Source organism: Bacillus pumilus (assembly GCF_024498355.1).
In the GTDB taxonomy this organism is placed as follows: Bacteria; Bacillota; Bacilli; order Bacillales; family Bacillaceae; genus Bacillus; species Bacillus pumilus_P.
This window is the reverse complement of sequence record NZ_CP101833.1, coordinates 2,052,270-2,075,221: the sequence shown is the minus strand read 5'-3', so window position 1 is coordinate 2,075,221 and position 22,952 is coordinate 2,052,270. Positions and strand designations below refer to the sequence as shown.

The following is a 22,952-nucleotide window of genomic DNA, read 5'->3' as shown; positions in this document are numbered from 1 at the left end:
TACTAAAGGTTAGCCGGTGAAACGGTACTTAGAAGACAGTAGAAATGGTGAGAAAAGAATGCTGGAATATCAGGTGAAAATAGATTCGTTTGAGGGTCCATTGGACTTGCTTTTACATTTAATCAACCGTTTGGAAATTGATATTTATGATATTCCCGTCGCTAAAATTACGGAGCAGTATTTATTATATGTCCACACGATGAGGGAGCTTGAGCTCGACGTTGCGAGTGAATATTTGGTGATGGCTGCAACCCTCCTAAGTATTAAAAGCAGAATGCTTCTTCCGAAACAAGAGGAAGAGCTATTTGATGAAGACCTGCTCGAAGAGGAAGAGGATCCTCGAGAAGAGCTGATTGGCAAATTGATTGAATACCGAAAGTATAAAAATGCAGCGCAAGAACTAAAGGAGCGCGAAGAAGAAAGGCAAAATGCCTTTACAAAACCACCGAGTGATTTAAGTGAATTTGCAAAAGAAGCGGAAGCAAAGGACACAAACTTACATGTAACGGTGTATGATATGTTAGGTGCGTTTCAAAAGGTATTAAACCGAAAAAAAATAACGAAACCAGCACCATCAAAAATCACAAGACAAGAAATCCCGATTGAAGACAAAATGAATGAGATTATGAACCATTTAAGAAAAACAAAAAAACGGACCAATTTCATGACTTTATTTCAACATGATCAAAAGGAACACCTTGTCGTGACGTTTCTTGCTGTTCTCGAATTGATGAAAAGTCATCACATCATGTTAGAGCAGGAAGGGAACTTTGAAGACATTTATATAATAGGGAGTGAAACGATTCATGACGCTTGATATCGTGAATTGGAAAGCCATCTTAGAAGCGCTGCTGTATGCAGCAGGTGACGAAGGCTTAACAAGAAAACAGCTCATGTCTGTTCTTGAAGTAGATGAGGCGGCATTACTCGATATGATGTCTGCCGTAAAGGAAGAATATCAAAAACAAGAACGTGGGATTGAGCTCATCGAATATGCAGATTCATATATGCTGCTGACTAAAAAAGAATACAGCATTTATTTAAAAAAATTAGTAGAGACACCTTCCAAAGGTTTGTCACAGGCAGCGCTGGAGGTGCTTGCCATTGTCTCTTATAAACAGCCGATCACGCGCAGTGAGGTAGAGGAGATCAGGGGAGTCAAATCAGAGCGGGTGCTTCATAGCCTAGTAGCCAAAGCGCTGCTCTGTGAAGTTGGACGTGCCGATGGCCCAGGACGAGCGATTCTTTATGGCACAACGCCTACCTTTTTAGAGCAATTTGGCTTAAAAGCCCTAGATGAATTACCACCGCTTCCAGAGAATGTTGAAGCAGATGGTGTGCAAGAAGAGGCGGATCTATTTTTTGAAAACTTCAATCAAACATTTGAAGAGATAAAATAGTTCAAAATAAGGAAAAATGTATGATAAAATATTAAAAGATTTTAGGTCTAAAATCTTTTAATGAAAGATAAAATGGTGACAAAGCCATGAGGGGAAGGTAAACACGAAACAAATGGCACATATGAATGTAAAGGCTCAAGTTGATCAAGCAGGCGTCTTTTTATTAAAGGTTGCAACTGAAGTGAATGGTTTTTTGAACGAAGCTACCTTGTCAAGCTTGAAACGATTAAACCCCGAAGCGGAAGCCTATTATTGTGACATATTGAGTACATTACGGAAGCTTGCAGTGTATAGCGAGGATGCAGCGGCAGTTTGCAAAAAAATCGGCCAGCAGCAGACATTCCCGCAGCAAGCGGCTCAGCAGACGCTTCACCGTATTTATCATCAATGTATTGAAGAATTTTTTACGCCGAAAAAGGATACATGGTATGAAGATAGCCGTTCGGCCTATACAGGGAAAAGCAGCATTGTTTTCCGCCATGAAGTATCGGCTGATGTAAAGCGATTATTTTCTTCATTAGAAAAAGACTTTTTAACAATGAGAGAAGAGCTAGAATATACGACATCTCATCAGCAAATGAAAATGGTATAAGCAAGAATGAAAAGCGGCTCTAAATATAGAGGCGCTTCGATTGTTGACAGAGGGCTAAAATGATCTTTATTTTAGTCCTTTGTCTTCTTTTTTCAGCGTGATAGAAAACCTTTGAAGTCTAGGAAGGACGAGTACCGGAGCGGAGCGAATTTGACATTCGTGAGCACCGGCACGCAGGACTGACACCGAATGCGAGGGTTTGTCTACACGCTGAAGCGGCTCTAAATATAGAGGCGCTTTTTTTATGGACGAGGCATCATAACTTTTTCAGCCGCGCATACACTTGTACAAAACGGACAAGGACGTGAATGAACATGCCCTATTTAAAAATTGGAACAGCAGTCCTTCTTCTATTTACACTCTTACTGCCTTTTTCCTCAGCTGCTCAAGCAGACATATCGTTATCGGTGAGTGCAAGAAGCGCCATTTTAATAGATGGACAGTCAGGCAGAGTCCTATTTGGGAAGGACGAGCACGAAAAAAGGAGAATCGCCAGTATTACAAAAATTATGACGGCTGTATTAGCCATTGAATCAGGAAAAATGAAAGACACCGTCAAAATATCAAAACGGGCGATTCAAGCGGAGGGCTCATCGATTTATTTAAAGGAAGGGCAGAAGGTGAGCTTAGAAGACCTGACGTACGGGCTGATGCTGCGTTCTGGAAATGATGCAGCTGTTGCCATTGCTGAACATATTGGCGGCAGCTTAGAAGGCTTTATTTTTATGATGAACCAAAAGGCGTCTGAACTAGGAATGGAAAATACGAATTTTCAAAATCCACATGGGCTCGATGATCATAAAAACCATTATTCCTCAGCCTATGATATGGCGATTTTAACTAAATACGCTATGGAGCATAGACATTATCAAAAAATTGCCGGCACGACTTTCTATAAAGCGAAGACAATGGAAGGCTATTGGAAAAATAAAAACAAGCTGCTCACCGGTTTATATCAATATTCGACTGGAGGGAAAACGGGATATACGAAGCTTGCAAAACGCACGCTCGTCTCCACAGCTGCAAAAGGAGATGCTGCGTTAATTGCTGTGACCATTAATGCGCCGGATGACTGGAAAGATCATATCTCTATGTTTGAGTATGCATTTGATCACTATAAAACATATGTGCTTGCTGAAAAAGGAAGGCTTGCTTCGTTAAAAGGGACCTTTTACGAAAAAAAAGCGTTTATTCAGCGTGATGTGGACTATTTTTTAAATGAAGATGAGAAAAAATTAGTGGAGATTGAAACTGAAATGCTCACTCCCGAAAAGAAATGGAAAAAAAACGCCGAAGCCATCCCAGATGTCGTAGGAAAAATGACGTTCTTATTAGATGGTCAGGTGATCGAGCAAGTACCGATTTTTTATGAAAATAAACGCAACCGAATGCCTCAAAAAAGCTTTCAAGAAATGTTTAAGTCTGTCTTTCAGACATCTATAGGCGGATCTTCATGGTCAATCTAATTTGGGTGTTTCTCACTGTCATCGGGCTTGTTTATGCGATGTTTAACGGAACGATGCAGGAAGTGAATGAAGCTGTATTTAAGGGATCAAAAGAAGCGGTCACCATTTCAATTGGTTTGATTAGTGTACTTGTTTTTTGGCTCGGACTGATGAAGATTGCAGAAGAAGCGGGGCTGTTAAACTTCCTTAGTAAATTGTGCCGCCCTTTTATTTCAAAGCTATTCCCAGATATTCCTCCTAATCATCCAGCAATGGGGTATATCCTGTCCAACCTCATGGCGAATTTCTTTGGTCTCGGGAATGCCGCTACACCGCTTGGCATTAAGGCGATGGAGCAGATGAAAACATTAAATGGCGGCAAAAATGAGGCGAGCCGATCTATGATTACATTTTTAGCTGTCAACACATCCTCTATTACACTTGTGCCAACAACCGTCATTGCCATTAGAATGACCTATGGCGCAGATCAGCCAACAGACATTGTTGGACCAACCATTTTGGCGACACTTATTTCAGGAATTGGTGCGATTATCATTGATCGCTATTTCCACTATCGCAGAAGCAGGCGGGGGTGATCTTGTGGCATTTATTAACTGGCTTTCACTTGCTTTGATTCCACTGATCATCGCAGGCATTTTGATTGCTGGAACCATCAAAAAAGTACCGACTTATGAAACATTTGTGGAAGGCGGTAAAGAAGGCATTCAGATTGCCTTTTCAATCATTCCATATTTAGTTGGTATGCTTGTAGCCATAACGATATTTCGTGCGTCAGGTGCACTTGACTTTGTCATGGGGTTATTAAAACCCATATTTACAGCGATTGGCTTTCCTACAGAGTTGGTGCCGCTTGCGTTTATTCGTCCGATATCAGGAACAGCTGCACTCGGCATGACATCAGACTTAATTGCGACATATGGTCCAGATTCTTTTATTGGCCAGCTCGCAGCTGTCATGCAAGGATCAACAGACACCACTCTTTACATTTTAACGGTCTATTTTGGAGCAGTCGGTATTAAAAAAATGGGGGATGCGCTGAAAGTAGGTCTGTTAGCAGATCTCATTGGTGTCATTGCATCTGTTATTATCGTCAGTTTGTTATTTAGCGGCGCCTAATCAGGCGCTTTTTTGTATTTAATGGATGGAAAACAGTTTTTTAGCTGAAATTAGACAGACGAAACGCTTATTTTTCGACGAATGCTTGTTTGTTTTAAGTCAAGCAAGTAAGATAGTACATGAGGTGAAAGACAAATGGAACGTTTACAGAAAGTAATTGCACATGCCGGCGTCGCTTCTAGGCGGAAGGCTGAAGAATTAATTAAAGAAGGACGAGTTACCGTTAATGGTCAAACAGTGACAGAGCTTGGAGTGAAAGTGGGCTCTTCAGATAAAATTGAAGTCAACGGATTAAAGCTAGAAAGAGAAGAACCGGTTTACTTTATGCTTTATAAACCGCGCGGCGTCATTTCAGCTGCCGAGGATGATAAAGGACGTAAAGTCGTCACAGACTTCTTTGATGATATCCCGCAGCGCCTTTATCCAATCGGCCGTTTAGATTATGATACGAGCGGTTTGATTTTGATTACAAATGATGGCGAATTTGCCCATACACTCATGCACCCGAAATATGAAATTGATAAAACGTATGCAGCGAAGCTAAAAGGCATCCCTTCAAAGGAATTGCTCAGAAAGCTCGAAAAAGGGATCATGCTAGATCATAAAAAGACAGCACGTGCTCGTGCCAAAATGCTTTCTATTGATAAACGAAAGCAAACATCTATTGTTCAATTAACCATTCATGAAGGTAGAAACAGACAGGTGCGCCGCATGTTTGAAGCGATTGGTCATGACGTTTTAAAGCTAAAAAGAGAGCAATATGCATTCCTTCATATTGAAGGCATGAGACCGGGAGAGCGCAGAGAATTAACTCCGCATGAAGTAAAACGCCTAAGAGCGATTGCTGATCACGGGAAAAGTGCTAACTAATTTTCACATAAACTTCAAAAAATGAAGAAGCATCAAAAGAAGGAGAATGCTATAATTTACCTGAATGTCTAGGGGGAAGGGGTACTTCAGATGAAGAAAAGACGATTTTTCATACGGACGGGCATTCTCCTCGTGATGCTTGTTGCACTATGTTATACAATGTATAACTCAGTATTTGCCAAACAGGATCGAGTCAAAGAAGGATCTATTGCACCTAACTTTGTCCTTCAATCTGTGGATGGGGAGCGGATTGAATTAAAGGACTTAAAAGGCAAAGGCGTCTTTCTTAATTTTTGGGGGACCTGGTGCGGTCCATGTAAACAAGAATTCCCTTATATGGCGAATCAATATGAAGTGTTCAAGGATCGCGGTGTGGAAATTGTTGCAGTGAATGTTGGGGAATCAAATATTGCCGTTAAGAATTTTATGGATGCTTATGGTGTAAATTTTCCGGTTGCCATGGACAAAGACCGTCAAGTCACAGAGGCATATGATATTACGCCGCTGCCAACCACATTTTTAATTAATCCTGAAGGCAAGGTAATCAAAGTCATAAAGGGAACCATGACAGAACGTAATGTCTATGAATATATGAATTTGATTAAACCAAAGGGGTCTTAGAATGAAAGAGATAAAGTGCGATTGTGGACATATTAATCCAATCGGTACTGTTCTATGTGAATCATGCGGGAATCCCATTGCGGCAATAGAGAAAAATTCTTCAAAGCTGCTAGATATGAGGTATGACGGCAGTGCGAGACGCTCGCAAACATACAACAAAACGATTGTTGATAAAGTGTGGAACTTTTTTTCTTCCGTTAAAGTAGGTGTGTGGCTGATTGTCATCACACTGTTAGCTTCCTCGCTTGGAACCATTTTTCCGCAGGAGCGATTTATTCCGCCAGGTGCATCAGCTTCCACCTATTATGAAGAGCAATATGGATCGTTTGGCAAGCTATATTACATACTTGGATTCCATGATCTTTATAATTCTTGGTGGTTCTTAGCCCTTGTAGCTTCTATTGGAATTTCCCTTGTGATTTGCAGTCTCGACCGGGTCATTCCTCTTTATCGGGCACTTAAAAATCAAGGTGTTGTCAAAAAAGAAAGCTTTATGAGAAGGCAGCGTCTATTCAGCGAAACAGACAAAACATTAGATCAGCATACATATGAAGGCATCGTTAGAGCGATGAAACAAAAGCGTTACCGCGTGCGAAAAGAAGATGGACATATTTTAGGTGAAAAAGGTCGCTTTTCACGCTGGGGACCTTACGTCAATCACATCGGATTAATTATCTTTCTCATTGGCTCGATGCTCCGGTTTGTCCCAGGCATGTATGTCGATGAAACGCTGTGGGTGAGAGAAGGCGAAACAGCACCGATCCCTGGCACGGATGGTCAATACTTCTTGAAAAATAATGCGTTTTCAATTGATCGTTATGAATCTGGAAATGAAAAAGAAGTGTTTGAAAATGCCATTGAAAAAGCTGGCGACGGTCAAGTGGTGAAAAGTTATAAAACCGATGCCATATTATACAAACGTGAAGGAGACGTTGTTTTTGGTGAAAAGCCCAAGCTCAAGCGGGTAACAGAACACGATATTAAAGTGAACGAACCGCTCAAGTTTGACAATTTCTCATTATATCAAGTGGATTTTAAACAAAATGAACTCGATCAAATGGTCTTTCAGCTGATTCGAAAAGATACAGAAAAATCTTTTGGAACAGTGAAGATTAATCTGCTGGAGCCTAAGTCAGAATATGATCTTGGTAGCGGTTACAAAGTCAAGGTGATGAGCTATTTGCCTGATTTTTATTTTGACGAAGATGGAACGCCAAGTACGAAAACAAGGAATCCGAATAATCCTGCTTTCGTGTTTGAAATGATTTCTCCTGAAAAACCTAAAGGTGAAAAAAGCTTTGTGGCCATTCAAGAGACAGTAGAGGGTTCTGATAACAATATATATAAGATGAAGTTTGATCGTGTTGAAACGAAAAACGTAACAGGATTGACGGTTAGAAAAGATGTAACTCTCGGGGTGCTTATCGTAGGCGGGATTATCTTCATGATTGGTGTCGTGCAGGGGATGTACTGGCAGCATAGAAGAATCTGGCTGTCGGCAAAGGATGGAAAAGTATTTGTGGCAGGACACACAAACAAAAACTGGTTCGGCTTAAAGTCCGATCTCAATGTGTTACTGAGTGGCAGTGGCATCAAGCAGCCAGTTGATCAAAAAGAACTGCCTGATACAACGAGTATCAGCAAAAGCAAGGGGGAAGGATTAGATGGCGGCAGTCAGTGAAAATCTGTTATTTGCAGCTTTTCTATTTTATTTAGCGGCAGTTCCTTTTTTTGGCGGTGCCATTAAAGGAAAAAAGAAAGAGGATGGACCGCGCAGGAATAAGTCGGCACTCATCGGCATTACGCTCACCATCATCGGTTTTTTGAGCCAATTTGGTTATTTTATTTCAAGATGGATGGCGTCTGGTCATGCACCAGTCAGTAATTTATTTGAATTCACAACGGCTTTTGGTATGATGCTGGTGCTTGCATTTATCATTTTATATTTTGTGTATCAAGTATCTGTACTTGGGTTATTCACACTTCCAATAGCCTTATTGATTATTGCCTATGCAAGCATGTTTCCATCAGATATTTCGCCGCTGATTCCTTCACTTCAAAGTAATTGGCTATACATTCACGTGACAACAGCAGCACTTGGGCAAGCCATTTTAGCGATCAGTTTTGTTGCAGGTGTCATCTTCCTTTTGAAGCATGTCGATCAAGCAAAGCCAGGGAAGAAGACGTTTGGTTTAGAGCTTGTCATGTTTATGATTGTGGTGACACTTTCGTTTATCGCTGTCACTTCAGTTTTTAGAATGACAGGATATGAAGCGAAGTTTAATTGGGTAGATAAAAATAAAGAAGAAAGTGTCATGGTTTATGAGATGCCAGCCTTAGTCGGGCCTCATAAAGGGGAACTTGTGACGCAAGATCGATTGGAGCCTTTCATTGATTTACCACCTGTTTTTTCAGGCAGAAAGGTCAATACAGTGTTATGGTCATTTGGCGTCGGGCTGATCATTTACGGACTGCTTAGATTGATCATTCGCAAGCGACTAAGTGCTCTGCTTCAGCCGCTCGTGAGACAGGTAAATCTCGATTTAGTCGATGAAATTGGGTACAGGGCTGTATCCATTGGCTTCCCTGTATTTGCGTTAGGTGGACTGATCTTTGCGATGATCTGGGCGCAAATTGCGTGGACAAGATTTTGGGGCTGGGACCCGAAGGAAGTATGGGCATTGATTACGTTTCTCTTTTATGCAGCCTATCTCCATCTTCGGTTATCGCGAGGCTGGCATGGTGAAAAGTCCGCTTGGCTTGCCGTGATCGGTTTTGCCATTATTATGTTTAATCTCATCTTTGTCAATCTTGTGATTGCGGGACTGCATTCTTACGCATAATCACAAGAAAAAGGCCAACCTTTATGATTCAATTCGGCTTTTTGTTAAAATGAATGTAACAACGGAGAAAGCAGGAGGATTGTCTAATGGAACACACAACTCAAACGAAAATATTAGTCGTAGATGATGAGGCAAGAATTCGCCGCCTTTTAAAAATGTATTTAGAACGTGAAAATTATGAAATCGATGAAGCGGAAAATGGGGACGAGGCGATTCAAAAAGGGCTTCAAACGGATTATGACCTCATTTTGCTTGATTTAATGATGCCTGGCACAGATGGGATTGAAGTATGTAATCAAATTCGAGATAAAAAAGCCACACCAATCATTATGCTGACGGCAAAAGGTGAGGAAGCGAACCGTGTCCAAGGATTTGAGGCAGGAACGGATGACTACATTGTAAAACCTTTCAGCCCGCGTGAAGTTGTTTTACGCGTGAAGGCATTGCTCAGAAGATCGTCTCAAACTTCTTATCTCAATACTGGGACCACAACAAAGGATGTGCTTGTGTTTTCACATTTATCTATTGACCACGATGCACATAGAGTGACAGCTGATGGTAAAGAAGTAAGCCTCACGCCGAAGGAATATGAGCTTTTATACTTCCTCGCGAAAACCCCAGATAAGGTCTATGACAGGGAGAAGCTTTTAAAAGAAGTGTGGCAATATGAATTCTTTGGTGATCTGAGAACGGTAGATACCCACGTGAAACGACTTCGAGAAAAACTGAATAAAGTGTCCCCAGAAGCTGCGAAAAAAATCGTAACTGTATGGGGTGTCGGGTACAAATTTGAGGTCGGCGCTGAATGAAGCTTTGGAAAAGTGTCGTAGGAAAGCTATGGTTAACCATTCTCTTCCTCGTCCTGATTGTTTTATCTATTTTGACCGTGCTTCTTTTAGAATTCATTGAGAATTATCATGTGGAAGAAGCAAAGTCTGATTTAACACAAATGGCAAACAAAGTAGCGGTCATCTTAGAAAGACATGAGGATCAATCTCTTGCAAGGTCAATTACATCAGAGCTTGCTGATAAATTGACGAGTATTGCGATTATTCAAGAAGATGGTCTAGAATGGTATTCGTCTGAAAGAGGCGGAAAGCTTCCTGCGATAACAAAGGAACAAATTGAAGCGGACAAAGATTTGAACGAGGCACTCAAAGACCGAAAAAAAATCAGTAAACGTGCAGAACCTGATACAGGCAACCAGAAGGACGAACGAATTGTAGTAGGTGTTCCTTTTGAGGCAAACGGAAAAAAAGGCATGGTCTTTCTTTCTCAGTCACTCCTCGCTGTAGAACAAACAACCAAACATACGACGCGTTATATCTTCTTAGCTGCCGGAATTGCGATCGTTCTTACCACAATATTTGCTTTCTTCTTATCTACACGTGTCACCTACCCTCTGAGAAAGATGAGAGAAGGAGCGCAGGATTTAGCGAAAGGGAAATTCGATACAAAAATCCCTATTTTAACGCAAGACGAAATTGGCGAACTGGCTATCGCCTTTAATCAAATGGGGAAGCAGCTTAAATTTCATATTACAGCCTTAAATCAAGAAAAAGAACATTTGTCCAACATTCTAAGCAGTATGGCTGATGGCGTCATCACCATCAATATTGATGGAACGATCCTTATGACCAACCCTCCTGCAGAAAGATTCTTGCAGGCTTGGTATTACGAGCAAAATATGAAGATCAAAGATGGAGATGAACTGCCGCCAGAAGCACGAGAACTGTTTCATACAGCCGTCAGCACGGAAAAAGAGCAGATGATCGAAGTGTCGCTGCAAGGACGTACTTGGGTTCTTCTCATGTCTCCGCTTTATAATCAGCAGGATGTCAGGGGAGCAGTCGCGGTACTTCGCGATATGACAGAGGAACGAAGACTTGATAAGCTGAGAAAAGACTTCATTGCCAATGTTAGTCATGAACTTCGCACACCAATTGCTATGCTGCAAGGATATAGTGAGGCCATTGTAGATGACATTGCTGGATCAGAAGAGGAAAAGAAAGAAATTGCGCAAATTATCTATGACGAATCACTTCGAATGGGGCGTCTTGTGAATGACCTTCTAGATCTAGCACGGATGGAAGCTGGTCATATAACGCTTAATCTTGAATCAACAGATACAGAAGAGCTGATTGAGAAAATCTATCGTAAGTTTCTTGGTGTTGCGAAAGAAAAACAAATCAACCTCACGTATGAGATTCAAGTGGAAGAACCGCACTTTGTATTCGATCCAGATAAGATTGAGCAGGTTTTTACCAATCTCATTGATAACGCTATACGTCATACACCAGAGGGCGGAGAGGTTCATTTCTCAGTTCAATCGGTGGAGAACGGGCTGAAGATGGATGTAAAAGATTCGGGCAGCGGAATTCCAGAAGAGGATCTGCCATTTATTTTCGAACGGTTCTATAAAGCGGATAAAGCAAGAACAAGAGGACGTTCTGGTACTGGGCTTGGTCTTGCGATTGTGAAGAACATTGTAGAGGCACACCAAGGCTCCATTCATGCACACAGCAAAGCCGGTACAGGTACACACTTTACCTTCTATATCCCTAGAAAAAGGCAGGAACTCGTCTAATCTTGACGAAGATTCTTGTTACATGAGAAACACTTCTTTTCGAAAGAAAACGAAGTGTTTTTTTTGTTTTCATATTTTTAAGGAGAAGTTAAACAAAAAGCCCTTTCCAAATTGTTGAACTTGTAATATATTTGTCATAAAGTTGTAATGTAACGTTTTGTAAGAGTCACTCGACAAAAATAAGTGAACGGAGGGGTTTCCTATGCATGAAACCTTTCAAAAAATATATGATTCGTACCATCAAGATTTGTACCAGTTTTTATTTTATATGGTAAAAGATAAAAATCAGGCAGAGGATCTCGTTCAGGAGGTTTACATTCGGGTACTTCACTCATATAAAACTTTTGAAGGAAGAAGCAGCGAGAAAACTTGGCTGTTTTCAATTGCAAGGCATGTGGCGATTGACTGGTTTCGCAAACAGCAAACCATTAGACAACGGGTGCTCGGCACGTTTGATTGGGATAAGCAGGATGTGAAAGATCCAGATTTACTCCCAGATGAACTGGCTGTACAGGATGAAAATGTAAAAGAAATCTATGCCGCACTTGATCATTGCACCATTGATCAAAGAGCCGTCATCATTTTAAGGTTTATCCATGGCTACTCAATCTTGGAGACAGCAAAGGCGTTAAAGTTCTCGGAAAGCAAAGTCAAAACAACTCAGCACCGAGGCCTGAAAGTGCTCCGAAAACATATGGAGCTTTTGAAGGAGGAGCTAGTGAATGAAAACGAACAGGTCCGATTGGAGCGAAGAACGAATCAAGGTGTTACTAAGTCAGCTTCCAAAGGTGGAGGACAACCGTTCATCTAAGCAGATTTATCAGCAGATGCTGCTGGCAAGCGGGAAGAAAAAGAAAAGTGTCAAATGGATCGGTCCAGCGGTGGCTACCGTTGTGGTTTTATTTATGGCGTTTTTGATTTCTCCTCATTTATTTCAGCCGGCTGCTCACGATATGAAGCGAGTGAAGATGGAATCGAGTGCTGACAAAGGGCAGGTGAATGCAACATTAGAGGCGGTAAAACATACAGATGAGCCCTCACATGTTGTTTCGAATGCTGACAGTCAAAAGTATATGACGATTGCATACATAGATGAATCGACTTCTCAAGTTGTCCCGATTAGTATAGAAAAAGAGAATGAACACGACCATGTGCAGGCAATGCTGAGCACATATGAACAGGTGCAGCTGCCTGACATGACAAAGCCTCTTCAATCTTATATTGATATGGTGGATATTAGTGAAAAAGGGGATACGCTGGTCTTTCAGCTAAAAAGTGATTTGTCTCTTGATACATTAAAAGAAGCCAACCGGTTTAAAGACATGGTAAAAGAAACACTGAAATGGAGCCGATATAACCAAGTGCAAGTCAAGTCAGTTAAAGGCTCTCATCTTCAATTAGGAACAAATGGAAGCATTGGAACGATTTCAATTGATAAACAAACAAAGCACGCTTATTATGTATTAGAGAATAAGAGCGGGACATTTTTGGTACCCTCAAAAACTCATTATTCATCTTATGAAGATGCGGTAGAGGCCATGAAGCGGGCAAGCGATGCAGGACTTGATCCATTAATTAAAAAAGAACCAATTAAAGAAGTGACATCAAAAGGAAAACATGTGACCATCACGTTTGGAGCATCAGCACAATTAACGGACTCAATTAATCATATTCTACTTATTGAAGGTCTGCTGCTCACAGCGAAAGATTTTGGTTTTACAGATGTCACGATTCAAAATGCAGGGACAGATCAAGTAGGACCATACGAATTAAAAGAACCAATAGAGGTGCCGGCTCTGCCAAATCCAGTTGTCATAAAAGATCGTTAAAGGACGCAACATATTGCGTTCTTTTTTGATGTATAGAAAAGGGCATCCTTGCTGTATACTAAGCTGTCATGAAAAGAACCTCAAAGAAGGGGAGTCACTGATGAGAAGGTATTGCTTCATATGCGCCAGCTGTTTTTTGCTCCTTATTTTATCACCAATTGCACATGCACAGAAAACAACCGAATGGGTGGAACCAGTGAAAGGAGAGGTTACCGATTTGTTTGGGACAAGAGGTGGTTCGCATAAGGGATTAGACATTGCTGCGCCAGAAGGAGAATCCATTTTTGCTGCAAGCGAAGGGGTGGTTACTCGTTCTTATGTTTCTGCTACATATGGAGAAGTCGTGTTTATTCGGCACCCAAATGGGTATGAAACCGTCTATGCCCATTTACACGAGCGCTATGTTACAAATGGAGACCGTGTACAAGCAGGACAGCCGATCGGCATCATAGGCAACACAGGAGCCTCTAGAGGCACTCACTTGCATTTTGAGGTGCACCGCGGCCATTGGTCAGTGAGCAAAGAGGATGCGGTCGATCCGCTCACAATCATCGCGAGGGACCGTTTCCAAGAGCCAGCCCTTCATGTAAACGGACATGAAAAACATACATATGTCATTCAACAAGGAGATACCCTCTGGTCGATTGCTAAAGCACACCAGATGACCGTCGATCAATTGAAAAAGATCAATAAGCTCACAACTCATGTCATTCGAACGGGTGGCCATTTAATGATTTCAACAAAATAAACCTCATGCTTTTGCATGAGGTTTACCATTGTTTTTATAGGTCGATCAGACGTACAGAAAGAATATCTTGTACTTCAGTTAATGTTTGGACAATTTCATCCTCAAGATGCTTGTCAAAGGAAAGCATCATGATGGCTTCGCCGCCTTTTTCTTTACGTCCTACCTGCATTGTCGCAATGTTAACATCATGGTCGCCTAAAATCTGTCCAACTTGACCAATCACACCAGGTGCATCCGTGTGCTGAATGTAGACAAGATGTCCATCTGGGTAAAAATCAATATTAAATCCATTAATAGAGACAACGCGTTCCCCTAGATGCGGGATATAGGTTGCTTTTAAAGTAAAGGTTGAAAGATCACCTTTGACTTCAATTGAAATGCTGTTCTCGTAACCAGATTCGCTAGAAGAAATTTTTTCACTAAAGCTAATGCCGCGTTCTTTCGCTACCATCCCAGCATTTACTTCATTCACAGTCGAGTCGACGCGCTCTTTTAAAAAGCCAGACAGTAAACTTTTTGTAATAAAGGATGTTTCGAGTTTTGAGATAGAGCCTTCGTAAGAAATGCTCACTTCTTTGACAGGTTCTCTCATGGATTGAGAGACAAGACGTCCAAGTTTCCCTGCAAATTGATGGTAAGGCTGAATCTTTTTGAACTCGTCTTTTGTCATCGCTGGTAGATTGATAGATGACATGACAGGAAGTCCTTTTGCAAATTGAAGCACTTCTTCAGATACTTGAGCCGCTACATTTAGTTGTGCTTCTTTTGTAGATGCACCAAGATGCGGAGTTGCAATGACGTGCGGATGATCTACAAGCGGATTATCGGTAGGCGGTTCTACCTCGAATACATCGAGTGCAGCTCCTGCGACATGGCCGCTTTCAAGTGCTTCAAGAAGGTCACTTTCGTCAATAATACCGCCGCGTGCACAGTTAATCAGGCGAACGCCTTTTTTTGTTTTTGCAATCGTTTCTTTATTGAGGAGTCCTCTTGTTTCTTTTGTTAATGGGGTATGTACAGTAATAATATCTGATACTTCGAGTACTTCATCAAGTGATTTGGCATTGACACCGATTTTCTCTGCACGTTCTTTTGTGAGGAATGGGTCAAACACGTTGACAGTCATGCCAAAAGCTCTTGCACGCTGGGCGATTTCGCTTCCGATTCTACCTAAGCCAACAATCCCAAGAGATTTTCCGTAAAGCTCAGCACCGACATATGCGCCTCTGTTCCATTCTTTTGATTTAACAGAAATATTGGCTTGCGGAATATGACGCATGAGAGATGAGATCATTGCAAACGTATGCTCTGCTGTTGAGATCGTATTACCGTTTGGTGCATTGATGACAATGACGCCATGCTTTGTCGCTTCATCAATATCAATATTGTCTACTCCCACACCGGCACGGCCAACAATTTTTAATGAAGTCATTTTTTCATAAAGTTCTTTTGTGACTTTTGTTGCACTTCTGACAAGTAAGGCATCAAACGTGTGTAATTCATCTTCTGCTTCTGTTACATTTTTTTGGACAATTTCAACAAAATCTGATTCTAAAAGTGGTAAAAGACCATCATTGCTCATCTTATCTGAGACTAATACTCGAAACATCGTAAGATTTCCTCCTAAAATAAACGTCATAAATATCTGATAATTTACCATATTCCTTTTCACTGTGTCAATCAAATTAAAGCAGTAAAGCGAAAAAGAAAACACGAACATTTCTTAGTATCTTTATAAAGAATGGACACCTTTAAACAAAAGATAACCAATTTTTACGCATTTGTCATTATAATTTTTACGTTTTTTACGATTTTTTAAAACTGATGAAATTGCTCAGGATTTTTATCTGTACAAATGCTCATATATCATATATAATGATGTCGAATTGAATAATGATCAATCTTCGGGGCAGGGTGCAATTCCCTACCGGCGGTGATGAGCATAGTCTCTAAGCCCGCGAGCCTTTTTTGGCAGGATTCGGTGTGATTCCGAAGCCGACAGTATAGTCTGGATGGGAGAAGATGGAGGTTCATAAACGTTGAAAACATCGTTGTTTACACGTTTATTTGTCTAGCCTAAATTCCCCGCTCCTGTTTTCAAGAGCGGTTTTTTTGTGGCTGAAAATTGAACAATCCTCTTTTCGAAAGATTTGATCGAAAAGGAGAGAGAATGTTGAATCAAAGTAGAGTAAAACGTTTAGTAGTCACAAGTATGCTCAGTAGTATTTCGTTTGTTTTAATTTTATTGGATTTCCCTTTTCCAGGGCTTCCAGCGTATTTAAAAATTGATTTCAGCGATATTCCAGCGATTATTGCGATATTAATTTATGGACCGGGTGCAGGGATTGCCGTTGAGGCATTAAAAAATGTGCTGCATTACCTCATCCAAGGCAGTATGTCTGGCGTTCCTGTTGGGCAAGTCGCCAACTTTATCGCAGGCACACTATTTATCTTGCCAGTCGCCTTTATGTTTAAAAAAATTAAATCAGCAAAAGGGATGGCGTGGTCTATGATTATGGGAACGTTGCTTATGACTGTGATGATGAGCATTTTAAATTACTTCTTGTTCCTTCCCGCGTATACATGGTTTTTAAATGCGCCTGAACTGTCAGATCATGCGCTCAAGACAACCATTACAGCAGGAATCTTACCTTTTAACTTTATTAAAGGGATCATCATTACTATCGTATTTAGTTTTATTTTTGTAAAAATGCGTCCATGGTTTGAAAATAAACGCCGACTTCAAAATAGTTAATATAAAAAAGCCCCTGTATAAGGGGCTTTCAGATTGTTGACAAAGGGCTAAAATGATCTTTATTTTAGCCCTTTGTCTTCTTTTCAGCTCAGAAAACCTTTGAAGTCTAGGAAGGACGAGCACCGGAGCGGAGCGAATTTGACATTCGTGAGCACCGGAGCGCAGACCTGACAAAGAATGCGAGGGTTTGTCTACACGCTGAAAGCCCCTGCATAAGGGGCTTTTATACTATTCATGCTTAAGTGGGTCACCCTCGAAAGATTCGTCCGCAACTTTGATTGAATCAGTTGGACATCCTTCAAATGCATCAAGCATATCTTCTTCAAGTACTTCAGGAACTTCTACAGTCCCTTGGTTGTCATCAAGCGTAACAAATGCAATGCCTTCATCATCATAATCATAAATGTCTGGAGCAGCTGCACCGCATGCGCCGCAAGCAATACATGTGTCTTTGTCTACAATTGTATATTTTGCCATGTTAAAAAAATACCTCCCAGATTGTTCGATGGAACAAATGGTTTAACCTTTTTAGTTTCACCGATAAAAAACCAATTTCCTCAAACCTTATTGTAATGATTTTAAATTCACATTTCAACTGTAAAGTGATTGAGAATACTTATCACATAAGGGTTTGTTCATAACTTTCCCCCATAAATTGAGTTTAAACATTTCTTCTTCTATGAAATCTGTTAAAATAAAGGGAGAAAATATTCGAATTTTGTCAGGAAGACAGGTGCTTTGATGAATGACGATTCATTACTTGGATGTCATGTTAATGGACAGTGTACATAAATTGAACGGCGAACGCTCCATTAGCGCTGTCTACCATCTTTTTAAAGGAAAAAAATCATCACAAACGATACAGGATGCGAGTTTGTTTCAACTTTCTAGCTATTTTGGGTGTTATCCAGGTTTTACGCGGGATCAGCTGAATCGCTCTGTTCGAAAGCTTGAAGAGGAACACTTCATTAGAAAAACAGGGGATACATTCAGCGTCACGGATACAGGAGAGCATATGCTAAAACAGTATTTTTCTGAAAAACCGCTGCCCGCTTATTTTCATGGTGCCCAGTATCATGATAAAGCAAAGATGCTATGGATGAGGCTGTCTTTACTTATACAAGTGCTTTCTCATTATACGGCAGGGTCACATCAATATGTGCCAATTCAAAGAGATGTATCGGTTCAAAGCTGGACGAAATCTTTCTTAAAGCAGCATCACCATAAGAAAAAGTTTTCTGAAGATCTGCATCATGAACTTGAAAAACTCCTTGCTCGTTTAAGTGATCGAGAAGCACTGATCTTTGTTTATTCATTGACCTCAAATGAAAGAATCGGGCGTACGTATCAGCAAATGGCTGAGTGGGTGAAAGAAGATGTGTGGTATGTGTACCTGCTTTTTTGGAATGTGCTCCATTATTTTATTCATTCTGCACAAAAAGGTGAGGCGCCGATCATGCAGCTGATCGTTGGTGACCTTGAATTCAAACGCGTGTTAACAACCTCTACCCACAAAACGCTTGAGCTTGTACAAAAAGGGTTTAGCATTGATCAAATTGCCCACATTCGTTCATTAAAAAAGGCAACGATCGAGGACCATATTGTGGAGCTGTCCATACATGAGCCGAGCTTCTTAATAGAACCGTATGTGAGCCCCGAAGAGCAGCAGGCAATCCATGATGTAGCCAGCCAGCTTCAAACAAACAAAATGAAGCTGATTAAAGAAAACCTCGAGCATCCATTTACTTATTTTCAAATACGATTGGCACTGACAAGGATGGTGAAAGCAAATGGATAAGCTTCATCAGACGCTCATGCGATACTTTGGTTACGACTCATTTAAAGCGGGTCAAGAGGACATTATTCAAAGTGTACTGAATCAAAAAGATACGGTTGCTATGCTGCCTACTGGCGGAGGAAAGTCACTTTGTTATCAAATTCCCGGCTATATGACAGAGGGGTTAGTTCTCATAATTTCGCCGCTTTTATCGCTCATGGAGGATCAAGTAGAACGAATGAAAATGCGCGGGGAAAAACGAGTGGCGGCGCTTAACAGCACACTGTCTTTTCAGGAGAGACGTCATATTATTCGGCATTTGCCATCATATAAATTTTTATTTGTCGCTCCTGAGGCATTAATGTCAGAGGTGCTGTTAGAGCAGCTCCAGTCGATGCATATTGGTCTTTTTGTCGTCGATGAAGCCCATTGTATATCAGAATGGGGGCATGATTTTCGTCCTGAATACTCCAAGCTGGGAGAATGGAGAGAAGCGTTAGGTCATCCCCCGGCTTTAGCACTGACGGCAACAGCTACTAAGCAAACGCTAAAGGATACAGTGCAAACTTTGCGCCTGCAGCATCCGGATTTTCATATTCATTCCGTGAACCGGTCTAACATTGCATTAGTCAAAGAAGCGCATGAAACAAAAGAAGCGAAAGAGAAACGAGCCATTGAGCTTGTGGAAACCCTGCAAGGGCCTGGCCTGATTTATTGCCCGACCCGGCAAATGACAGAAGATATTTCACTCTTCATCAAACAAAAAACCCATCACCGTGTAGAATTTTATCACGGCGGAATGGATGCAGGAGACCGCATGCTCATTCAACAGCAATTTATCAGCGGCCAAATTGATCTCATTTGCTGTACAAGTGCTTTTGGGATGGGAATTGATAAAGCAGATATACGATTTGTGATTCATATGAGCCCCCCGCAATCAATTGAAGCATTTATGCAGGAAATTGGAAGAGCGGGACGAGATGGGAAAAACAGTGTGAGCGTTCTTTTATATACAGAAGAGGATGCGGATATTCAAAGTCATTTGATTCAAGCAGAAGGCTTTGATGATCCAGAAATTGATTTTTTCTTAGCCCAATTAACACAAATGCCGACAAATGACGAAAAGAAATTACGTGAACGATTGATGGAAGCAGGGCTTCAGGAAACGCGTGCGAGGATGCTGACGCATTATTACATCATGTACCAATCCGAACAGTCTCGCGTGCTCATCAAAAATCTGAAAGAAAAACTGCAGGACAGGCAAACAGAAAAGCTAAGAAAAGTGTGGCAATTTAAAGAGCGAATCACTCATCAAGGCTGCTTTAGACAATCTCTGTTATCATACTTTTACGAACAGCTTGATCAAACGGATGGCTCTTCCTCTGCAAACTGCTGCTCTTCTTGCGGACTTGACCTATCTGATTATGAAAAAAAAGATCGACAATTGGAGCTGAATGAAATGAAACACTGGAAGACCGTGCTGGAGCGTATGTTTCATCTGACAAAAGAGGCGCAGCATTGATTGAACAACACCGCCGAATCATTGAAAAATTAACCGATCGACAAGTAGTAGAACAGCTGTATTTCACGCAGCTGCTCATGCTTATCGTTTCTTTTTTGCTAGGTATTTTTATGTTCGATCATTGGACTGATTTTACTGCACTTTGGCAGATCCATGATATGCGGATACTGACTTATGGAATCGGCGGCGCTTTGCTTGTGATGATGGTGGATGCAATTGTCATGAAGGTGTTTCCCGCTCATATGTATGATGATGGCGGCTTAAATGAAAAAATGTTCAAAAATCGCAGCATCCCGCATATTGTTTGGTTAACACTGTTCATTGCCTTTTCTGAGGAGATTTTATTCCGAGGGATCGTTCAACAGCAATTTGGACTTGAGATCGCCAGCATTGTGTTTGCGCTTCTTCACTTTCGCTATTTATCAAAAATACTCTTGTTTATCCTTGTGGTTTCCATTAGTATTTTTTTAGGACTTTTATACGAGTGGACTGGGAATTTATTTGTTCCGGTCATGACCCATTTTGTCATTGACTTCGTTTTTGCATGTCAGATTCGTTTGAAATATAGGGGGAGGGATGAACATGGAAGAAATGTCGAGAATGAAGAGAAAAAAACAGCAGCTGACAAACATCCATGACGATGTAGAGGAAAACCTTGAAGAAGAAGTACATCCTTCAGATGACTCTCACTTTCCTACACGGGAAGATTTTCATGAATATAAAAAGCAGCGCACGAAAAAGGTGCGCAATCCATTGTTTACGACATTGGCTATTATCTTTCCTATTATCGTCATCGGTGTATTCTTCCTTTTGATTTACTACACATCAGAGGAAATCAAACATAACAATAATCAAGACGTATATATTGATAAAACATCAAGTGCTGACACAGACCCAGTCCCGTCAGCACTTGTCGAAACGAAAAATGACTCAAGCGCTGATAAAGCTGATGCGTCTGCTGAAGAGAAGAAAAAGAAAGAGGCAGAAAAAGAAAAGCAGAGATCGAAAGAAAAGGCTGAACAAAAGAAAAAAGAGCAAGCCGCTAAAGAGAAGGCAGAGCGTGAAAAAGCAGCAGCTGCAAAAAAGCGTGAACAGCAGCAGATAGCTTTGCAAAAACAGCAGGAAGAGAAAAAACGAAAAGAAGCTGAAGAGAAAAAGAAGCAGGAAAAGAAACCAGTCCGTGTCATACAGCATACCGTTGGACCAGAGGAAAACCTGTATCGAATCTCCATGAAATATTACCAAAATCGTTCGGGTGAAGAGAAGATCAAAGCGTATAATCATTTAAAAGGAAATAGTGTGTACAGCGGACAAGTGCTGAATATCCCATTAGAAAACTAAATTAATTGACATGAATCAATTGAAAAGCACATACATATGTAGAAAAAAGGGACAGGGTGTATGTGATGACATTGCACGCAATCAGCCGCTATATGGATCAGCCGACACAGAAAATGATTGAAACATTGATCAAAAGAAAGCGCAAATACGAGGGTTTTGCAAAGCAGAGCAAAAGATGGCAGTGGACAGCCCTTCTATCTCTAGCCATTCTTTTGTTTTATTTTGTCATAACAGCCAAAACGGGAGGCTCGCTGCAGCCAGAAGCTATGATTGCAACACTGCTTGGTCATGAGGTGTTTCTGTTTTGGATCATGGCAGAAGTGTTTGCTTTTTACGCATCGTATTATTATAAGAAAAAAGAAGAAAAGGCTGAGGATGAATATCATAAGCTCAGATGTGAAATTATACAAAAAAGCACAGATTTATGGCCTCAATCAAATCAGTGGGAAGAGCGTGAGACGGTTTTTCACTACATGCAGAAGCAATATGACATTAATCTCTATTATGAAAGTAAATAAATGAGGCAAAGACGTTTAACAGTTGAAACGTCTTTTTTCATTCAAGCGTCTTATGAAAGAAAGATATATAAGGGAGCCATTTATGATGAAATATGCCATCGGATTTACTGCCGCCATTGCGGCTGTTACAACAGGTGTGTGTGTAACGGCAAAAATGGTGAAAACGGCAAAACAAAACAACATCAAAAAGCATTACTTTACAATAGAAGCACTTCAATCAGATAGACCCGCAGTCATTTTCTTTATTTCTGATACGCATCGACGCCTCATTAGTGACACATTATTAGCAGAAGTAAGGCAGGAAAAGCCAGATGTGATTATGATAGGCGGGGACTTAGCAGAAAAAGGTGTACCCTATGCCAGGATTGAAGAGAATGTGAAATGTTTATCAAGAATTGCTCCGGTTTATTTTGTTTGGGGAAATAATGACCATGAGCTGCATCAGCAAAAGTTTAAAGAGATTCTTCATGCTTATGATGTCACCACATTGCAAAATGAAATGGCTGTGTGGGATTTTGAAGGCCAGCCCATTAAAATTGGAGGAATCGACGATATTCGGCTTGAAAAAGCAGATTATGAAGCGATACGGCCGGAGTTTGTTAAAGATGAAGTGAATATCCTCTTATCACACAATCCAGATGTGCATCACATGATGAGTGAGGAAGAGGGAATCGATCTTGTCCTGAGTGGTCATACCCACGGAGGACAGATCCGCATCGGGAAATTTGGCCCGTATGAAAAAGGGAGAACAGGCCAAGTCAAAGGCGCTTTTTTTCTGATTAGTAATGGCTATGGAACAACAAAGATTCCAATGCGTCTTGGGGCAGAACCAGAAACCCATCTGATCTATTTAATGCCTCTAAAAACACGTTAACTTGATGCACCCTCAATATTTTCCATAAAAGTCACCGTGAGCATTGCTTCGTGCTTGTCTTCCGTCTTGACACAGTGTAAACTGAATACAAAA

General features: G+C 40.9%; 24 protein-coding genes and 1 riboswitch. Of the genes, 22 read left to right on the top strand and 2 right to left on the bottom strand.

Annotated elements, in window-relative coordinates:
• The first annotated feature begins 58 nt into the window (after window positions 1–58).
• From NPA43_RS10420 to NPA43_RS10350, 15 genes are all read left to right on the top strand, one after another.
• Entirely contained in the window at window positions 59–817 is a 759-nt protein-coding gene (locus NPA43_RS10420) for a segregation/condensation protein A (RefSeq protein WP_099726774.1), read from the top strand.
• Entirely contained in the window at window positions 807–1,400 is a 594-nt protein-coding gene (scpB, locus tag NPA43_RS10415) for an SMC-Scp complex subunit ScpB (RefSeq protein WP_099726775.1), read from the top strand. Before NPA43_RS10420 ends, scpB begins: the two co-directional genes overlap by 11 nt.
• Before the next feature lie 112 nt (window positions 1,401–1,512).
• Window positions 1,513–1,992, top strand: coding sequence for a YpuI family protein (locus tag NPA43_RS10410; RefSeq protein ID WP_099726776.1), 480 nt, complete (start codon window positions 1,513–1,515; stop codon window positions 1,990–1,992).
• 314 nt (window positions 1,993–2,306) lie between these two features.
• Window positions 2,307–3,458 carry a D-alanyl-D-alanine carboxypeptidase family protein gene (locus NPA43_RS10405; RefSeq protein ID WP_249705726.1) on the top strand — a complete coding sequence of 384 codons (1,152 nt, stop codon included), beginning with the start codon at window positions 2,307–2,309 and terminating at the stop codon, window positions 3,456–3,458.
• Complete coding sequence (locus NPA43_RS10400; protein ID WP_099726778.1) at window positions 3,446–4,033, top strand: nucleoside recognition domain-containing protein; 588 nt, start codon at window positions 3,446–3,448, stop codon at window positions 4,031–4,033. Before NPA43_RS10405 ends, NPA43_RS10400 begins: the two co-directional genes overlap by 13 nt.
• A 4-nt stretch (window positions 4,034–4,037) precedes the next feature.
• Window positions 4,038–4,574, top strand: coding sequence for a spore maturation protein (locus NPA43_RS10395; protein ID WP_099726779.1), 537 nt, complete (start codon window positions 4,038–4,040; stop codon window positions 4,572–4,574).
• 135 nt (window positions 4,575–4,709) lie between these two features.
• Entirely contained in the window at window positions 4,710–5,444 is a 735-nt protein-coding gene (gene rluB / locus NPA43_RS10390) for a 23S rRNA pseudouridine(2605) synthase RluB (protein WP_034318807.1), read from the top strand.
• 90 nt (window positions 5,445–5,534) lie between these two features.
• On the top strand, window positions 5,535–6,065 hold the full coding sequence (gene resA, locus NPA43_RS10385) for a thiol-disulfide oxidoreductase ResA (protein ID WP_099728829.1): 531 nt from the start codon (window positions 5,535–5,537) through the stop codon (window positions 6,063–6,065).
• Window position 6,066: 1 nt separating this feature from the next.
• Window positions 6,067–7,746, top strand: coding sequence for a cytochrome c biogenesis protein ResB (gene resB, locus NPA43_RS10380; RefSeq protein WP_256498750.1), 1,680 nt, complete (start codon window positions 6,067–6,069; stop codon window positions 7,744–7,746).
• Window positions 7,730–8,908, top strand: a complete 1,179-nt coding sequence (gene ccsB / locus NPA43_RS10375; protein WP_256498749.1) for a c-type cytochrome biogenesis protein CcsB — start codon at window positions 7,730–7,732, stop codon at window positions 8,906–8,908. The genes resB and ccsB overlap by 17 nt, the downstream gene beginning before the upstream one ends.
• A gap of 86 nt (window positions 8,909–8,994) precedes the next feature.
• A complete protein-coding gene (locus NPA43_RS10370; RefSeq protein WP_003215596.1) occupies window positions 8,995–9,717 on the top strand; it encodes a response regulator transcription factor in 723 nt (240 codons plus the stop codon).
• Window positions 9,714–11,495, top strand: a complete 1,782-nt coding sequence (locus NPA43_RS10365; RefSeq protein ID WP_099728826.1) for an ATP-binding protein — start codon at window positions 9,714–9,716, stop codon at window positions 11,493–11,495. The genes NPA43_RS10370 and NPA43_RS10365 overlap by 4 nt, the downstream gene beginning before the upstream one ends.
• Before the next feature lie 202 nt (window positions 11,496–11,697).
• On the top strand, window positions 11,698–12,306 hold the full coding sequence (gene sigX / locus NPA43_RS10360; protein WP_099728825.1) for an RNA polymerase sigma factor SigX: 609 nt from the start codon (window positions 11,698–11,700) through the stop codon (window positions 12,304–12,306).
• A complete protein-coding gene (locus NPA43_RS10355) occupies window positions 12,218–13,324 on the top strand; it encodes a sigma X negative regulator (protein ID WP_256498748.1) in 1,107 nt (368 codons plus the stop codon). Before sigX ends, NPA43_RS10355 begins: the two co-directional genes overlap by 89 nt.
• Window positions 13,325–13,424: 100 nt before the next feature.
• A complete protein-coding gene (locus NPA43_RS10350) occupies window positions 13,425–14,072 on the top strand; it encodes a M23 family metallopeptidase (RefSeq protein ID WP_230030340.1) in 648 nt (215 codons plus the stop codon).
• A 34-nt stretch (window positions 14,073–14,106) separates the two neighbouring features.
• On the opposite strand, the gene serA is transcribed toward NPA43_RS10350, so the two are convergent.
• Window positions 14,107–15,681 (bottom strand): phosphoglycerate dehydrogenase, encoded by a 1,575-nt coding sequence (gene serA, locus NPA43_RS10345; protein ID WP_099728822.1) that lies wholly within the window; start codon window positions 15,679–15,681, stop codon window positions 14,107–14,109.
• Window positions 15,682–15,968: 287 nt separating this feature from the next.
• Window positions 15,969–16,100: riboswitch (FMN riboswitch) on the top strand.
• A 142-nt stretch (window positions 16,101–16,242) separates the two neighbouring features.
• Between serA and NPA43_RS10340 the strand changes: the two genes are divergently transcribed.
• Complete coding sequence (locus NPA43_RS10340; RefSeq protein WP_230030339.1) at window positions 16,243–16,827, top strand: riboflavin transporter FmnP; 585 nt, start codon at window positions 16,243–16,245, stop codon at window positions 16,825–16,827.
• A 228-nt stretch (window positions 16,828–17,055) separates the two neighbouring features.
• Here the strand turns inward: NPA43_RS10340 and NPA43_RS10335 are convergent, their stop codons facing one another.
• On the bottom strand, window positions 17,056–17,304 hold the full coding sequence (locus NPA43_RS10335; RefSeq protein ID WP_003215700.1) for a ferredoxin: 249 nt from the start codon (window positions 17,302–17,304) through the stop codon (window positions 17,056–17,058).
• 268 nt (window positions 17,305–17,572) lie between these two features.
• Between NPA43_RS10335 and NPA43_RS10330 the strand changes: the two genes are divergently transcribed.
• The 6 genes from NPA43_RS10330 to NPA43_RS10305 all read left to right on the top strand — a co-directional run bounded on the left by NPA43_RS10330 (window position 17,573) and on the right by NPA43_RS10305 (window position 22,859).
• Window positions 17,573–18,625: a YpbB family protein gene (locus NPA43_RS10330; RefSeq protein WP_230030338.1), complete on the top strand. Its 1,053-nt coding sequence runs from the start codon at window positions 17,573–17,575 to the stop codon at window positions 18,623–18,625.
• Window positions 18,618–20,126 (top strand): RecQ family ATP-dependent DNA helicase, encoded by a 1,509-nt coding sequence (locus NPA43_RS10325; protein WP_256498747.1) that lies wholly within the window; start codon window positions 18,618–18,620, stop codon window positions 20,124–20,126. Before NPA43_RS10330 ends, NPA43_RS10325 begins: the two co-directional genes overlap by 8 nt.
• Entirely contained in the window at window positions 20,123–20,764 is a 642-nt protein-coding gene (locus tag NPA43_RS10320; protein ID WP_230030336.1) for a CPBP family intramembrane glutamic endopeptidase, read from the top strand. The genes NPA43_RS10325 and NPA43_RS10320 overlap by 4 nt, the downstream gene beginning before the upstream one ends.
• Window positions 20,709–21,467, top strand: coding sequence for a LysM peptidoglycan-binding domain-containing protein (locus tag NPA43_RS10315; protein ID WP_256498746.1), 759 nt, complete (start codon window positions 20,709–20,711; stop codon window positions 21,465–21,467). The genes NPA43_RS10320 and NPA43_RS10315 overlap by 56 nt, the downstream gene beginning before the upstream one ends.
• Window positions 21,468–21,532: 65 nt before the next feature.
• Window positions 21,533–21,985 (top strand): DUF2663 family protein, encoded by a 453-nt coding sequence (locus NPA43_RS10310; protein ID WP_099728105.1) that lies wholly within the window; start codon window positions 21,533–21,535, stop codon window positions 21,983–21,985.
• Between the two features lie 85 nt (window positions 21,986–22,070).
• Window positions 22,071–22,859 carry a metallophosphoesterase gene (locus NPA43_RS10305; RefSeq protein WP_230030334.1) on the top strand — a complete coding sequence of 263 codons (789 nt, stop codon included), beginning with the start codon at window positions 22,071–22,073 and terminating at the stop codon, window positions 22,857–22,859.
• The last annotated feature ends 93 nt before the right edge of the window (window positions 22,860–22,952 follow it).

Excerpts from the sequence above, each read along its gene's own strand:
- NPA43_RS10365 (WP_099728826.1), top strand. The coding sequence starts at position 9,714 with ATGAAGCTTTGGAAAAGTGTCGTAGGAAAGCTATGGTTAACCATTCTC.
- NPA43_RS10340 (WP_230030339.1), top strand. The coding sequence starts at position 16,243 with ATGTTGAATCAAAGTAGAGTAAAACGTTTAGTAGTCACAAGTATGCTC.
- NPA43_RS10350 (WP_230030340.1), top strand. The coding sequence starts at position 13,425 with ATGAGAAGGTATTGCTTCATATGCGCCAGCTGTTTTTTGCTCCTTATT.
- NPA43_RS10370 (WP_003215596.1), top strand. The coding sequence starts at position 8,995 with ATGGAACACACAACTCAAACGAAAATATTAGTCGTAGATGATGAGGCA.
- rluB (WP_034318807.1), top strand. The coding sequence starts at position 4,710 with ATGGAACGTTTACAGAAAGTAATTGCACATGCCGGCGTCGCTTCTAGG.
- NPA43_RS10405 (WP_249705726.1), top strand. The coding sequence starts at position 2,307 with ATGCCCTATTTAAAAATTGGAACAGCAGTCCTTCTTCTATTTACACTC.
- NPA43_RS10355 (WP_256498748.1), top strand. The coding sequence starts at position 12,218 with ATGAAAACGAACAGGTCCGATTGGAGCGAAGAACGAATCAAGGTGTTA.
- scpB (WP_099726775.1), top strand. The coding sequence starts at position 807 with ATGACGCTTGATATCGTGAATTGGAAAGCCATCTTAGAAGCGCTGCTG.
- NPA43_RS10420 (WP_099726774.1), top strand. The coding sequence starts at position 59 with ATGCTGGAATATCAGGTGAAAATAGATTCGTTTGAGGGTCCATTGGAC.
- resA (WP_099728829.1), top strand. The coding sequence starts at position 5,535 with ATGAAGAAAAGACGATTTTTCATACGGACGGGCATTCTCCTCGTGATG.
- resB (WP_256498750.1), top strand. The coding sequence starts at position 6,067 with ATGAAAGAGATAAAGTGCGATTGTGGACATATTAATCCAATCGGTACT.
- NPA43_RS10315 (WP_256498746.1), top strand. The coding sequence starts at position 20,709 with ATGGAAGAAATGTCGAGAATGAAGAGAAAAAAACAGCAGCTGACAAAC.
- NPA43_RS10335 (WP_003215700.1), bottom strand. The coding sequence starts at position 17,304 with ATGGCAAAATATACAATTGTAGACAAAGACACATGTATTGCTTGCGGC.
- NPA43_RS10325 (WP_256498747.1), top strand. The coding sequence starts at position 18,618 with ATGGATAAGCTTCATCAGACGCTCATGCGATACTTTGGTTACGACTCA.
- ccsB (WP_256498749.1), top strand. The coding sequence starts at position 7,730 with ATGGCGGCAGTCAGTGAAAATCTGTTATTTGCAGCTTTTCTATTTTAT.
- NPA43_RS10310 (WP_099728105.1), top strand. The coding sequence starts at position 21,533 with ATGACATTGCACGCAATCAGCCGCTATATGGATCAGCCGACACAGAAA.
- NPA43_RS10305 (WP_230030334.1), top strand. The coding sequence starts at position 22,071 with ATGAAATATGCCATCGGATTTACTGCCGCCATTGCGGCTGTTACAACA.
- NPA43_RS10330 (WP_230030338.1), top strand. The coding sequence starts at position 17,573 with ATGACGATTCATTACTTGGATGTCATGTTAATGGACAGTGTACATAAA.
- NPA43_RS10410 (WP_099726776.1), top strand. The coding sequence starts at position 1,513 with ATGGCACATATGAATGTAAAGGCTCAAGTTGATCAAGCAGGCGTCTTT.
- serA (WP_099728822.1), bottom strand. The coding sequence starts at position 15,681 with ATGTTTCGAGTATTAGTCTCAGATAAGATGAGCAATGATGGTCTTTTA.
- NPA43_RS10400 (WP_099726778.1), top strand. The coding sequence starts at position 3,446 with ATGGTCAATCTAATTTGGGTGTTTCTCACTGTCATCGGGCTTGTTTAT.
- sigX (WP_099728825.1), top strand. The coding sequence starts at position 11,698 with ATGCATGAAACCTTTCAAAAAATATATGATTCGTACCATCAAGATTTG.